This is a genomic window from Caulobacter sp. GW821-FHT12A07 (assembly GCF_058807655.1).
Map to the genome: position 1 here is coordinate 1 of NZ_JBXAQX010000017.1, position 13,333 is coordinate 13,333.

The window sequence follows — 13,333 nt, forward strand, 5'->3', positions numbered from 1 at the left end:
TCTTGCCATGGTCAACGTGACCGATGGTGCCGATGTTGCAGTGCGGCTTATTACGTTCGAACTTTTCCTTGGCCATCTTCTTAGCTCCAGGACCCCAGAGGGGCCGTTGGTTGAACTTCTGGGGTTTGGGCGGGCGGATCCCAAAAGGACCCGCCCTACTCTTCCGCTAAACGTGTCGTCCGGGGACGAAACGCTTAGGCGTACTTCTTGATCACTTCGTCGGCGACGTGCTGCGGCACCGGCTCGTAGTGATCGTAGACCATGCTGAACTGGGCGCGGCCTTGCGACATGCCCCGCAGGGTGTTCACGTAACCGAACATGTTGGCCAGCGGAACGAAGGCGTTCACGACCGTCGCGTTGCCGCGCATGTCTTGACCCTGGATCATGCCGCGACGGCTGTTCAGGTCGCCGATGACCGAACCCAGGTACTCTTCCGGGGTCACGACCTCGACCTTCATGATCGGCTCGAGCAGCTTGGGGCTGCCCTTTTCGCGCAGTTCCTTGAAGGCGGCGCGCGAGGCGATTTCGAAGGCCAGGACCGACGAGTCGACGTCGTGGTACTTGCCGTCCGTCAGGGTCGCCTTGAAGTCGATCAGCGGGAAGCCGGCCAGCAGGCCGTTGTCCTTGACCGATTCCAGGCCCTTCTGGACGCCCGGGATGTATTCCTTCGGCACGGCGCCGCCGACGATGGCGCTTTCGAAGATGAAGCCCGAACCCGGCTCGCCCGGCTCGAAGGTGATCATGACGCGGGCGAACTGGCCCGTACCACCGGTCTGCTTCTTGTGGGTGTAGTCGATGTCGACCTTGCGGCCCAGCGATTCACGATAGGCAACCTGCGGCGCGCCGATGTTGGCTTCGACCTTGTAGGTCCGCTTCAGGATGTCGATCTTGATGTCCAGGTGCAGTTCGCCCATGCCCTTCAGGATCGTCTGACCGCTTTCGAAGTCGGTCGAGACGGTGAAGGACGGATCTTCGGCGGCCAGCTTCTGCAGGGCGACGCCCAGCTTCTCCTGGTCGGCCTTCGACTTGGGCTCGACGGCGATTTCGATGACGGGCGCCGGGAATTCCATGCGCTCCAGGATCACCGGCGACTTCAGCGGATCGCACAGGGTGTCGCCCGTGCGGGTGTCCTTGAGGCCGGCCAGGGCGACGATGTCGCCGGCGTAGGCTTCCTTGATGTCTTCGCGGTTGTTGGAGTGCATGAGCAGCATGCGGCCGACCCGCTCGCGCTTGTCGCGCGTCGAGTTCAGCAGGCTCATGCCGGTTTCCATCTTGCCCGAGTACAGGCGGCAGAAGGTCAGCGAACCGACGAAGGGGTCGTCCATGATCTTGAACGCCAGAACCGACAGGGGCTCTTCGTCCGAGGCCTTGCGGGTGATTTCTTCTTCGGTCTTGAAGTCGATGCCCTTGGTCGGCGGGATGTCCAGCGGCGACGGCAGGTAGTCGACGACGGCGTCCAGCAGGGGCTGCACGCCCTTGTTCTTGAAGGCCGAGCCGCAGAGGATCGGGTAGAACGCGCCGTTCAGCACGGCCTTGCGGATGCACTTCTTGATGGTTTCTTCCGAGGGCTCTTCGCCGCCCAGATAGGCTTCCATCGCGTCGTCATCGAGCTCGACGGCGTTCTCGACCAGATAGGCGCGGGCTTCCACGGCCTTGTCCAGCAGGTCGGCCGGGATTTCTTCGTCGCGGTAGGTCGCGCCCAGGCCGTCGTTGTCCCAGACCACGGCCTTCATGCGGACCAGGTCCACGAGGCCCTTCAGGTTCGATTCCGAACCGATCGGGAATTGGATCGGCACGGCCTTGGCGCCGAGGCGGTCGCGGATCGACTCGACCGACTTGTCGAAGTCGGCGCCGATCTTGTCCATCTTGTTGACGAACACGATACGCGGCACGCGGTACTTGTCGGCCTGGCGCCAGACGGTTTCGGTCTGCGGCTCGACGCCGGCGTTACCGTCCAGCACCGTTACGGCGCCGTCGAGAACGCGCAGCGAGCGCTCGACTTCGATGGTGAAGTCGACGTGCCCGGGGGTGTCGATGATGTTGAGGCGCTTGTCGTTCCAGAAAGCGGTCGTCGCGGCCGACGTGATGGTGATGCCGCGCTCTTGCTCCTGCTCCATCCAGTCCATGGTGGCGGCGCCGTCGTGGACTTCGCCGATCTTGTGGGACTTACCGGTGTAATACAGGATCCGCTCGGTCGTCGTCGTCTTGCCCGCGTCGATGTGGGCCATGATGCCGAAGTTGCGGTAGTCTTCGATTTTATGCGTGCGGGGCATAGCGATCGCTCTGCGAAACGGGACGGCCCTGACGGACACGACCGGGATTTAAACGTGCGGCGCGGGCGGTTTATCGCAAACCGCCCGCGCCTGAAAGAGTGCTGGTAAGAAAGCTTACCAGCGGTAGTGCGAGAAGGCCCGGTTGGCTTCAGCCATCTTGTGGGTGTCTTCGCGCTTCTTCACCGCGGTGCCGCGGTTGTTGGAAGCGTCGAGGAGCTCACCAGCCAGCTTTTCGGTCATGGTGTTTTCGCCGCGCTTGCGAGCGGCGGTCACCAGCCAACGGATGGCCAGGGCGCGACGACGGTCCGGACGGACTTCCACCGGCACCTGATAGGTGGCGCCGCCGACGCGGCGCGACCGGACTTCGATCGCCGGGGCGACGTTGTCCAGGGCGGAGTGGAAGGTCTCAAGCGGACCTTGGTCCTTGCGCTTGTTTTCCAGGATGTCGAAAGCACCATAGATGATGTTTTCAGCGACGGCTTTTTTGCCCTCGTACATCACGTAGTTCATGAACTTCGTGACGATCAGGTCCCCAAACTTGGGATCCGGCAGGACTTGGCGTTTCTCGGCGCGACGGCGGCGGGACATCTTCTTCTATTCCTTACTTCGGACGCTTGGCGCCGTAGAGCGAACGACGCTGCTTACGATCCTTGACACCTTGGGTGTCGAGGACGCCGCGCAGGATGTGGTAGCGGACGCCGGGCAAGTCCTTGACGCGGCCGCCGCGGATGAGCACCACCGAGTGCTCCTGCAGGTTGTGGCCTTCGCCCGGGATGTAGCACACGGCTTCGATGCCGGTGGTCAGACGGACCTTGGCGACCTTACGCAGAGCCGAGTTCGGCTTCTTCGGGGTCGTCGTGTAGACGCGGGTGCAGACGCCGCGACGTTGGGGGCAGCCCTTCAGGGCGGGCACCTTGTTCCGGACCGGCTTCGGAGAGCGCGGCTTGCGGATGAGCTGGTTGACGGTAGGCATTAAGTCTCTGCTCTGATGGAAGCGTGTGCCTTTCGGCCGAGGCGCTTCAGGGTCCTTGTTGTTCTTCTTTCCGGCTTCAAGGCTCCGGTTGGAGACCCGATAAACACGAAACTCGCCGGGACGCGGAAAGCGTTCCGGCGGGCCTGCCGTCGGTTTATGGACGGACGCTCATCAGGACGGGCGCAAGACCCACCTCGAAAAGAGCGCGGAACCTACTCGCGAAGGCGCTCCACGTCAATCGCCGGCTTCCGCGTCGGTTAATGGAGCGTTTAGAGGGCCACGCTTTCGCCATAGGCGATCGCCAGCCTCGCTTCACAACCCGTCCTTGTTCGCCGAGTCATTCGTGGTCCAAGCCGCCGCGCCGTCCATAACACGCCTGCTGGATCAACGGAGCGAACCCAGGCGCGACAAGCGGTTCTGGGCGCTGGCCGGCGGGTCGGCGGCGCTGCACCTGCTGGTCCTGGCCTGGCTGGCCCTGCCGGTGCGGGCGGTGTTCCCCGACCTGGACGCGGTCTCGACGGTGACCATCGACCTGGTCGGTCCGACCCCGCGCGAGCGGCCCCGCGAGGCCGTCGAAACCCCGGCCGCGGCCCCCTCTTCCGCCCTCGCTTCGCCCCTGGCGAATCCGCGCGAGGCCCGGCGGCCGGCCCCGGCGGGAATCGCCCCCTCCCCCTTCGTGGCGGCGCCGGCGACCGACGCGCGCGGACGCGGGAACGCCGAGCATCCGGCGCCCCTGCCCGCCGCCCAGCCCGGCGGCGACGCCAGGACGGCCCTGCGCGGCAGCGGGACCGGCTGCGCCAACGCCCGCGCCGTCGGCCTCAACCGGCGCGAGGAGGAGCGCTGCGACGAGCGCTGGGGCGAGGCCGCCCGCAAGGCCCCGGAATACGCCGCCCCGATCGAGGCGGCCAAGCGCGCCGGCTTCGACCAGCAGGCCGCCCGGCAGGAGGCCGACAGGCGCTATCGGGAGTCGCCGATGGGCATGGGCGTCGACCATCGCAGCCGCGACGGCCTGGGCAAGATGAAGGAGATCCCCCTGGGCCTGCCGGGCACGGACGCCCTGGGCAGGCCCAGGAACTAGGCCAGGAACTAGCGCGATCAGCCGGCCGGCTTGACCGGCAGGTTCTGCGCCAGGAAGGCCTCGACCTCCTCCAGCATCTTCGTCCGCGTGGCCGAGGTGGAGAGGTAGTGGTCGTCGCCTTCGAGCACGACGCTCCGCACCGGACGGCCGGCGGCCGTCAGGGCGTCGCGCATGCGCTCGGACTGGGCCGGGGCGACGGTGGTGTCCTGGTCGCCCCAGACCAGCAGCACCGGCGGGGTGGCCTTGCTCACCTGACGGGCCGGCGAGACCGAGGTCAGGGCGGCGGGATCCTTGAAGGTCGTGCCCATCTGGCTGCGCCAGTAGCGCAGGCTGTCGGAGGCGCCGCCATAGGCAGTGACCGTTTCGCCCAGCATCTGCGGCAGGTCCGAGACGCCGTTGACCGACACCGCGCAGCGATAGGCGGTCGGATTCAGCGTGGCCCCGGCCAGGGCCGAATAGCCGCCGAAGCTGGCCCCGACGATGCAGACGCGGGCCGGATCGGCCACGCCGTCCTTGGCCAGCTGGGCGACGCCGTCCAGCAGGTCGGTCTGGATCTTGCCGCCCCACTCACGCTCGCCGGCCTTCTTGAAGGTCCTGCCGAAGCCGGCCGAGCCGCGGAACTGCGGCTGCAGCACCGCATAGCCGCGCGTGGCCAGGAACTGCGCCCACCAGTCGAAGTCGTAGTCGTCGCGCGAGGCCGGGCCGCCGTGCGGCAGGACGATCAGCGGCAGCTTGCCGCCTTCGGGCGGCGCGCCCGGCGGCAGGGTCAGATAGGCCGGGATCTCCAGGCCGTCGCGGGCCTTGTAGGTCAGCCAGCGGGTCTGGCCCAGCGGCGCGTCCTTGAGCTCGGGATAGGCCTCGCCGAGGGGAGAGATCTCCTTGCGGGCCTTGTCGAACAGGTACCAGACGGGCGGCGAGCCGGGCGAAGCGACGCGCGCCACGAAGCGCACGCGATCGCGCGACCAGCCGGTCAGCGACACGTCCTGACCCTTGAAGGCGCGGCTCAAGGCGCCGTGGACGGCGCCGACCTGCGGGTCCAGCCATTCGTAGCCCGGCCGCTCGCGGCCCGAGACGATCGCCACCGGCGTGGTCAGGGCCGGATCCCAGACAAGGCCGATGTCGGAGCCCAGGATCGGCTTGCCGCGCGGCTCGGTCACGCCGTCGGCCAGGCGGATACGCACGACCTGGCTTGCGCCATCGGGCGCGGCCTGCACCATGTAGACGGCGTCCTCGGCGTCGGAATAGCCGAGATAGGTGCGGATATCCTCCTCGCTGTCGGTGGCGACCAGCGTGCGCCAGTTCCTCTGGCCCTTGGCGCGCACCAGCAGCTTGAAGTCGTGCTGAAGCATGTCCTGGTCGATGCGCACGCGCGCCTCGCCGGCCCGGTCGACGTCCCAGGTGGTGGTGTCGGGCGAGCCGCGCTCGGCGATCTCGCCGCGGCCCTTGACCACGTCGGCGCGGAACAGGGTCTGGACCAGCGGATTGACCGCTTCCTTGCGGACCAGCCGGGTGCCGAGATTGCCCTCGGGCGTGGGGATGTAGTCGAGGCCCTGCACCAGGACCTTGGGCTTGTCGCCCTCGACGACGCCGAGCACGGGCTGGCTGATGGCGTAGGCCGAGGCGGTCTCGCCCTCGAGCAGGCTGCTGACGATCTTGCCCTTGGAGTCGACGACGAGGTTGCGCTCGAACCGGTAGGCGTTGCGCGCCCCGACGCGCTTCCAGATGGCGGTGCGGACCAGGGCGTAGTCCTCGCCGACCCAGCGCACGCCGACAGTCTGGATGTCGCCCAGGGCGAGGACGGCTTCGCCCGCCTGGTCGATGGTCGCGAAGCGGACAGTGCGCGCGGCCGGCGCGCCGCCGAGGATGGCCAGCTTGTCGCCGGCCGGCGACATCGACACCATCTGCACGGCCGGCAGCCGGCCGAAGGCCGAGGCGGGCGGCGTCTGAGCGCTCGCGGTCTGTCCCAGGGCCGCCAGAACCGCGGCCACGCCCCACACCATACGCTTCGTCATACGCCCCAACGCCCCGACAGAGATCACTCGCCCCCGGCGACACGCGCGGGAGCGATCGCACTCAGAGCGAGTAGCCGGAGTGCCGTCAAGCGCAAGGTGAAGCTTTATCGCCGCGCGGCGCTCAACCAGCCCGGCGGAACGACGCCGAGGCCGGCGTGGTGCGGAAGCGGGCGACCAGGCCCGACAGTTCGTCGGCGGCCGAGACGAGGTTGCGGCTGTCGCCGGCCGAGCGGCTGATCAGGGCGGCGTTGCGCTGGGCGCCCTGGTCCATCTGGTTGACGGCGGTGTTGACCTGCGAGAGGCCCGCCGACTGTTCCTGGGCGCCGGCGGCGATCTCGCTGACAATGCCGTCGATGGCCTCGACCTGGGCGACGATCTTCTGCAGGGCCTCGCCGGTGCGGCCGACCAGCTTGACCCCGGCTTCGACCTGACGGGCGGAGTCGGCGATGTGGACCTTGATCTCCTTGGCCGCCTCGGCCGAGCGCTGGGCCAGCGCGCGGACTTCCTGGGCGACGACGGCGAAGCCCTTGCCGGCGTCGCCGGCGCGGGCCGCTTCGACCCCGGCGTTGAGCGCCAGAAGGTTGGTCTGGAAGGCGATCTCGTCGATCACGCCGACGATCTGGCCGACCTGGCGCGACGAGGCCTCGACGCCGCCGATGGCCGCGATGGTGTCCTGGACCACCGAGCGCGAACGGCCGGCCTCGGCCTGGGCTTCGCGGACGGCCTCGTGGGCCCCGCGGGCGCCCTCGGCGGTGCGGCGGACGGTGACGGTGACTTCGTCCAGGGCCGCGGCGGTCTCTTCCAGGCTGGCGGCCTGCTGCTCGGTGCGGTCGGAGATGTCGGACGAGGCGTCGGCGATATTGCCGGCCCCGGTGTTGAGGGCGCCGACGGCGTCGACCACGGCGCTCATGGCCGTCTCCAGGCGCTCGACGGCCTGGTTGAAGTCGCGGCGCAGGCCTTCGTAGTCGTGGGCGAAGGGCTGATCGAGGCGGACGGTGAGGTCGCCGTTCGACAGGCGCTCCAGGCCCTGGGCCAGACTGTCGACGACCACGCCCTGCTCACGGGCGGCGCGAGCGTCGCGGGCCTGGGCGGCGGCGCGCTCGGCCTCGCTCTGGTCGCGGTGAGTGGCGGCGTCGGCCTCGATGCGCTGCTTGGCCTCGGCGTCGTCGCGGAAGGCGTGGACGGCGTCGGCCATCAGGCCGATGTCGTCGCGGCGGCCGGCGAACGGCAGGGCCACCGACAGGTCGCCCTTCATCAGCCGGGCCATGGCCTCGCGCAGGGTCTTCAGCGGCGACAGCTGGCGGCGCACGGTCAGGACCGAGGCGACGCCGCCGGCCAGACCCAGCACCAGGCCGGCCGCGCCCAGCCAGCCGAGCTGGCGATAGACGGGACCGAAATAGTCGGCCTTGGGCACGCCGACGAACATCACGCCGATCACCTGGCCCGAGGCGTCCTTGATCGGATCGTAGGCGACGAAATAGGCGCGCTTGAGGATCTGGGTCTCGCCGCGATAGGCCTCGCCGCGACCGAGCACGGCGTCATAGACCGGCCCCTTGGCCAGGGTGGTGCCGACCGCGCGCGAGCCGTCGGGCTTCTCGACATTGGTGGTGATGCGGGTGTCGCCCATGAACACGGTGGCCACGCCCCCGGCCAGGGCCTTGACCCGGTCGACGCCGGCCAGATCGCCGTTCAGGGCGTGGTCGCCGACGAACAGCTGGTCGCCCTCGCGGCGGAACGCCTGGCCCTGGCGGCCGATGACGTCCCAGGCCACGCGCATGCTGGTTTCCTGCTGGGCCACGGCCTGGCGCTTGGCGAAGCCGAGGGAGCTCCAGGCGACGACGCCCAGCAGGCCGGCCAGCAGGACGGCGAAGGCGGCGGCGATGGTCAGGCTGACCTTGGTGGAAATATCCGAGCGCATGGGGTCCGGGCGAAGGGAGGAATTTGCCCTGTTCTCGCCCGACCCGACTGAAATTTCATTTAACGCGCTGAAATAACGCGAGTCTTTTTACATTCCCGCGTTCTATTCGAGGTTGCGTCAGGCGGCCGGCGTGGCCTTGGCCGTCGGGGTGGTCAGGGCGCCGTTGCAATAGCGCTTCCAGGCCCGCCAGTAGCGCGGATCCAGATGGGCGCAGCCGGCCTGGGTGATCGCCACCTCGGCGTCGTACCAGTCGGTCTTCGGCTCATCCATGTACTTCAGAACCAGGGCCGGGCACTGCTTGCGGGCCTTGGGCGAGAGGTTGTCGCCGGCGCGGTGGATGATGTAGCCGGCCGCGCCCGGCGTCTTGACCGCGATCATGCCGGTCCAGGCCTGTTCGGGCTCGGCGGCGTCGACGCACAGGGCCTTGCCGCGCTCGGACTGGCTGATCACCGGATTGCGGAACATCACCATCTCGGGCCGCTCGAAGCTCTTGGAGATCTTGGCCGTGGTCTCGTCGACGAAGGCCTTGTCGGCGGCGGCGAAGTCGTCGGAGGGCTTGGGCTCGGGAACCGGCTTGGGCGCGCAGGCGGCCATGGACAGCGCCACGCACGCGGCGGCGACCCAAACACTGCGAACCATCGACGTCCCCCGACGCTGCGCCCGCCCCTGCCCTGGGGCTTACGGCAAAACAAAAGAGCGGCCGGGTTTCCCCGACCGCTCCTTGTCTAGCACAACCTGTAAGGTCGTCGACCCGCCGATTACTCGGCGTCCGGCAGCCCCCTAGTTTTCTCGGACGCCTATTCGGCGTCCGAGAGCGCGATTTCCGCCGGCAGCGGCTCCATCGCTTCTTCGCGCTGCTGGGCCAGCTGCTCGTCGCGCTTGGCGGCGACGCGCTGCAGGCTGCGCAGGTAGGAACCCGTACCAGCGGGGATCAGGCGACCCACGATGACGTTTTCCTTCAGGCCTTCCAGGGTGTCGGTCTTGCCGTGCACCGAGGCTTCGGTCAGGACGCGGGTCGTTTCCTGGAACGACGCGGCCGAGATGAAGCTCTTGGTCTGCAGCGAGGCCTTGGTGATGCCGAGCAACACCGGCTGGGTCACAGCCGGACGGCCGCCGCGGGCGATCGCCTTTTCCTGTTCCTTGTCGAAGTCCGGCTTATCGAGGTGGTCGCCCTTGATAAGGCCGGTGTCGCCGGGCTCGAGGATCTCGACCTTCTGCAGCATCTGACGAACGATCGTCTCGATGTGCTTATCGTTGATCGGCACGCCCTGCAGACGATAGACCTCCTGGATCTCGTCGACGAGGAAGTTGGCCAGGGCTTCGACGCCCAGGATGCGCAGGATGTCGTGCGGATCCGGGTTGCCGTCGATGATGTACTCGCCGCGCGTGATGAAGTCGCCATCATGCACCGCGATGTGCTTGCCCTTCGGGATCAGGAACTCGACCGCTTCGCCCTGGTTGCCGTCTGCGTCGACTTCCGGGGTGATCTTGATGCGGCGCTTGTTCTTGTAATCCTTGCCGAATTCGACACGGCCGTCCATTTCCGCGATGACCGCGCAGTCCTTCGGACGGCGGGCTTCGAAGAGTTCGGCGACGCGCGGCAGACCACCGGTGATGTCCCGGGTCTTGGCGCCTTCGGTCGGGATACGGGCGATGACCTCACCCGGCTTCACTTCGTCGCCGTCGGCCACCGAGAGAATGGCGCCGACCGACAGGAGGTAGCGAGCCTCGCCGCCGTTCGACAGACGCTTGTACGAGCCGTCCTCGGCCAGCACGCCCATGGCCGGACGCAGGTCCGAACCGCGGGCCGACGCGCGCCAGTCGGCGATGACGCGCTGGGCGATGCCCGTCGCTTCGTCGACTTCTTCGCGGACCGAGAAACCGTCCACCAGGTCTTCGGCGCGGATGCGGCCGCCGACTTCGGTGATGATCGGCGTGGTGTAGGGGTCCCAGTCGGCCAGGCGCTGGCCGCGCTTGACGGTGTCGCCGTCCTTGATCTTCAGGCGAGCGCCGTAAGGCGGCTTGTAGTTTTCGCGTTCCTTGCCGTCGACCAGCACGCTCACGGCCGTGTTGCGGCTCATGACGACCAGCTGGCCGTCCGACCCGATCACGGTGGCGCCGGTCACGCGGACCACGCCGTCGTTGCTGCTTTCGAAGAACGACTGCTCGGCCACCTGGGCCGTGCCGCCGATGTGGAACGTACGCATGGTCAGCTGCGTGCCCGGCTCACCGATCGACTGGGCGGCGATGACGCCGACAGCTTCACCGATGTTGACCGGGGTGCCGCGGGCCAGGTCGCGGCCGTAGCAGGCGCCGCAGACGCCGATCTTGGCTTCGCAGGTCAGGACCGAGCGGACCTTCACCGACTGGACAGCCGCCGCCTCGATGGCGTCGGCCATGTTCTCGTCGATATAGGTGTCGGCCGGAGCGACCAGCTCGCCGGTCGCCGGATCCTTGACGTCCTCGGCCGTGAAGCGGCCCAGGACGCGGGTGCCCAGCGAGACCAGCACGTCGCCGCCTTCGACCACGGCGCGCAGGGTGATGCCCTTCGTGGTGCCGCAGTCTTCCTCGACGATGATGCAGTCCTGCGCGACGTCGACCAGACGACGGGTCAGGTAACCCGAGTTGGCGGTCTTCAGCGCGGTGTCGGCCAGACCCTTACGGGCGCCGTGGGTGGAGTTGAAGTACTCCTGAACGGTCAGGCCTTCCTTGAAGTTCGAGACGATCGGGGTCTCGATGATCTCGCCGGAGGGCTTGGCCATCAGGCCGCGCATGCCGCCCAGCTGCTTCATCTGGGCTTGCGAACCACGGGCGCCGGAGTGGGCCATCATGTAGATGGCGTTGATTTCCTTCTCGCGGCCGTTCTCGTCCTTATGCTTGGTCTGCAGCTCGGCCATCATCTCGTCGGCGACGCGATCGGTGGCCTTGGCCCAGGCGTCGACGACCTTGTTGTACTTCTCACCCTTGGTGATCAGACCGTCGGCGTACTGCTGCTCATATTCCTCGGCCAGGGCGCGCGTCTCGGCGACGATCGCTTCCTTGCGCTTCGGAATGATGATGTCGTCCTTGCCGAACGAGATGCCGGCCTTGGCGGCTTCCTTGAAGCCCAGGCCCATGACCTGGTCGGCGAAGATCACCGTCGCCTTCTGACCGCAGTGGCGGTAGACGATGTCGATGAGGTTGCCGATTTCCTTCTTGGTCAGCGCCTTCTCGATCAGTCGGTGACCGATCGCGGGGTGGCGCGGCAGCAGGGCGGCGATCTTCATACGGCCCGGGGTGGTGTCGATCACGCGGCGGCGAGCCACGCCATCGGCTTCCACTTCGGTGAAGCGCGACTTGATCTTGGCGTGCAGCGACACGACGCCGGCGTCCATGGCCGCTTCGATTTCGCCGAGATCCGAGAAGATCTTGCCTTCGCCCGGCTCACCTTCGCGAGCGACCGACAGGTAGTACAGACCCAGGACGATGTCCTGCGACGGCACGATGATCGGGCGACCGTTGGCGGGCGACAGGATGTTGTTGGTCGACATCATCAGGACGCGCGCTTCCAGCTGAGCTTCCAGGCTCAGCGGGACGTGCACGGCCATCTGGTCGCCGTCGAAGTCGGCGTTGAACGCGGCGCAGACCAGCGGGTGCAGCTGGATGGCCTTGCCCTCGATCAGCTTCGGCTCGAACGCCTGGATGCCCAGACGGTGGAGCGTCGGGGCGCGGTTCAGCAGCACCGGGTGTTCGCGGATCACCTCTTCGAGGATGTCCCACACCTGGGGCTGTTCGCGCTCGACCATGCGCTTGGACTGCTTGACGGTGCCCGACAGGCCCTTGGCGTCCAGGCGCGCGTAGATGAACGGCTTGAACAGCTCGAGCGCCATCTTCTTGGGCAGACCGCACTCGTGCAGCTTCAGATCCGGACCCACGACGATGACCGAACGGCCCGAGTAGTCGACGCGCTTGCCGAGCAGGTTCTGACGGAAGCGGCCTTGCTTGCCCTTCAGCATGTCGGCCAGCGACTTCAGCGGGCGCTTGTTGGCGCCCGTGATGACGCGACCGCGACGGCCGTTGTCGAACAGGGCGTCGACCGACTCCTGCAGCATCCGCTTTTCGTTGCGGATGATGATGTCGGGCGCGCGCAGCTCGATCAGACGCTTCAGGCGGTTGTTACGGTTGATGACCCGGCGATAGAGGTCGTTCAGGTCGGACGTGGCGAAGCGGCCGCCGTCCAGCGGCACCAGCGGACGCAGTTCCGGCGGAATGACCGGAACGACCGTCAGCACCATCCACTCGGGACGGTTGCCCGACTCCTGGAAGGCTTCCAGGATCTTCAGGCGCTTGCTGAACTTCTTCTGCTTCATGTCCGACACGGTGCCGGCCAGTTCCTCGCGCAGACGCTCGGCCTCTTTTTCGAGGTCGATGGCCTTCAGCAGGTTCTGGACGGCCTCGGCGCCGATCTCGGCGGTGAAGCTGTCGTCGCCGTACTCGTCCTGAGCGCGGATGTAGTCATCTTCCGACAGCAGCTGGTGCTGCTTCAGCGGGGTCAGGCCCGGCTCGGTGATGATGTAGTATTCGAAGTACAGGACGCGCTCGATGTCCTTCAGCGGCATGTCGAGCATCATGGCGATGCGCGAGGGCAGCGACTTCAGGAACCAGATGTGAGCGACCGGCGAGGCCAGCTCGATGTGGCCCATGCGCTCACGGCGAACGCGGGCGAGGGTGACTTCCACGCCGCACTTTTCGCAGATGATGCCCTTGTACTTCATGCGCTTGTACTTGCCGCACAGGCATTCGTAGTCCTTGGTCGGGCCAAAGATACGGGCGCAGAACAGGCCGTCACGCTCGGGCTTGAACGTGCGGTAGTTGATGGTCTCGGGCTTCTTGATCTCGCCGAACGACCACGAGCGGATCTTTTCCGGCGAGGCGAGCGAGATGCGGATCTGGTCGAAGGTCGGCGTGGCCTGGACCGGATTGAAGATGTTCAGGACTTCCTGGTTCATCTTGGTTCCTTCTGCGGGACTACCCGCGAAAATTCTAAGTCAGAGAGCGGCTGAAGAGGGCCCCTCCCCTGCGATCACGCAGAGGAGGGAG

The 13,333-nt window shown here is 67.1% G+C and carries 9 protein-coding genes; 1 reads left to right on the forward strand and 8 read right to left on the reverse strand.

The features are described 5' to 3' along the window. The 4 genes from AC1RRS_RS23930 to rpsL form a co-directional block, all read right to left on the reverse strand. Nucleotides 1-76: hypothetical protein (locus tag AC1RRS_RS23930; protein ID WP_334349513.1), on the reverse strand; the 76-nt coding region annotated here is incomplete at its 3' end. 118 nt (nucleotides 77-194) lie between these two features. Next, the gene (fusA, locus tag AC1RRS_RS23935; protein ID WP_110121625.1) at nucleotides 195-2,273 is read right to left on the reverse strand and encodes an elongation factor G; all 2,079 of its coding nucleotides are present in this window, start codon (nucleotides 2,271-2,273) and stop codon (nucleotides 195-197) included. A gap of 114 nt (nucleotides 2,274-2,387) precedes the next feature. Continuing rightward, nucleotides 2,388-2,861 (reverse strand): 30S ribosomal protein S7, encoded by a 474-nt coding sequence (gene rpsG, locus AC1RRS_RS23940; RefSeq protein WP_007661568.1) that lies wholly within the window; start codon nucleotides 2,859-2,861, stop codon nucleotides 2,388-2,390. A gap of 13 nt (nucleotides 2,862-2,874) precedes the next feature. Further along, a complete protein-coding gene (gene rpsL / locus AC1RRS_RS23945; RefSeq protein WP_058350131.1) occupies nucleotides 2,875-3,246 on the reverse strand; it encodes a 30S ribosomal protein S12 in 372 nt (123 codons plus the stop codon). A gap of 343 nt (nucleotides 3,247-3,589) precedes the next feature. Between rpsL and AC1RRS_RS23950 the strand changes: the two genes are divergently transcribed. Then, entirely contained in the window at nucleotides 3,590-4,324 is a 735-nt protein-coding gene (locus AC1RRS_RS23950; RefSeq protein ID WP_492857386.1) for a hypothetical protein, read from the forward strand. Between the two features lie 17 nt (nucleotides 4,325-4,341). On the opposite strand, the gene AC1RRS_RS23955 is transcribed toward AC1RRS_RS23950, so the two are convergent. The 4 genes from AC1RRS_RS23955 to rpoC all read right to left on the reverse strand — a co-directional run bounded on the left by AC1RRS_RS23955 (nucleotide 4,342) and on the right by rpoC (nucleotide 13,242). Then, nucleotides 4,342-6,336 carry an alpha/beta hydrolase family protein gene (locus AC1RRS_RS23955; protein ID WP_492857387.1) on the reverse strand — a complete coding sequence of 665 codons (1,995 nt, stop codon included), beginning with the start codon at nucleotides 6,334-6,336 and terminating at the stop codon, nucleotides 4,342-4,344. A 121-nt stretch (nucleotides 6,337-6,457) separates the two neighbouring features. Then, entirely contained in the window at nucleotides 6,458-8,254 is a 1,797-nt protein-coding gene (locus AC1RRS_RS23960; RefSeq protein ID WP_492857388.1) for a methyl-accepting chemotaxis protein, read from the reverse strand. A gap of 117 nt (nucleotides 8,255-8,371) precedes the next feature. After that, nucleotides 8,372-8,893, reverse strand: coding sequence for a hypothetical protein (locus AC1RRS_RS23965; protein WP_492857389.1), 522 nt, complete (start codon nucleotides 8,891-8,893; stop codon nucleotides 8,372-8,374). Nucleotides 8,894-9,051: 158 nt separating this feature from the next. Further along, nucleotides 9,052-13,242 (reverse strand): DNA-directed RNA polymerase subunit beta', encoded by a 4,191-nt coding sequence (rpoC, locus tag AC1RRS_RS23970; protein WP_487292082.1) that lies wholly within the window; start codon nucleotides 13,240-13,242, stop codon nucleotides 9,052-9,054. Nucleotides 13,243-13,333: the final 91 nt, after the last annotated feature.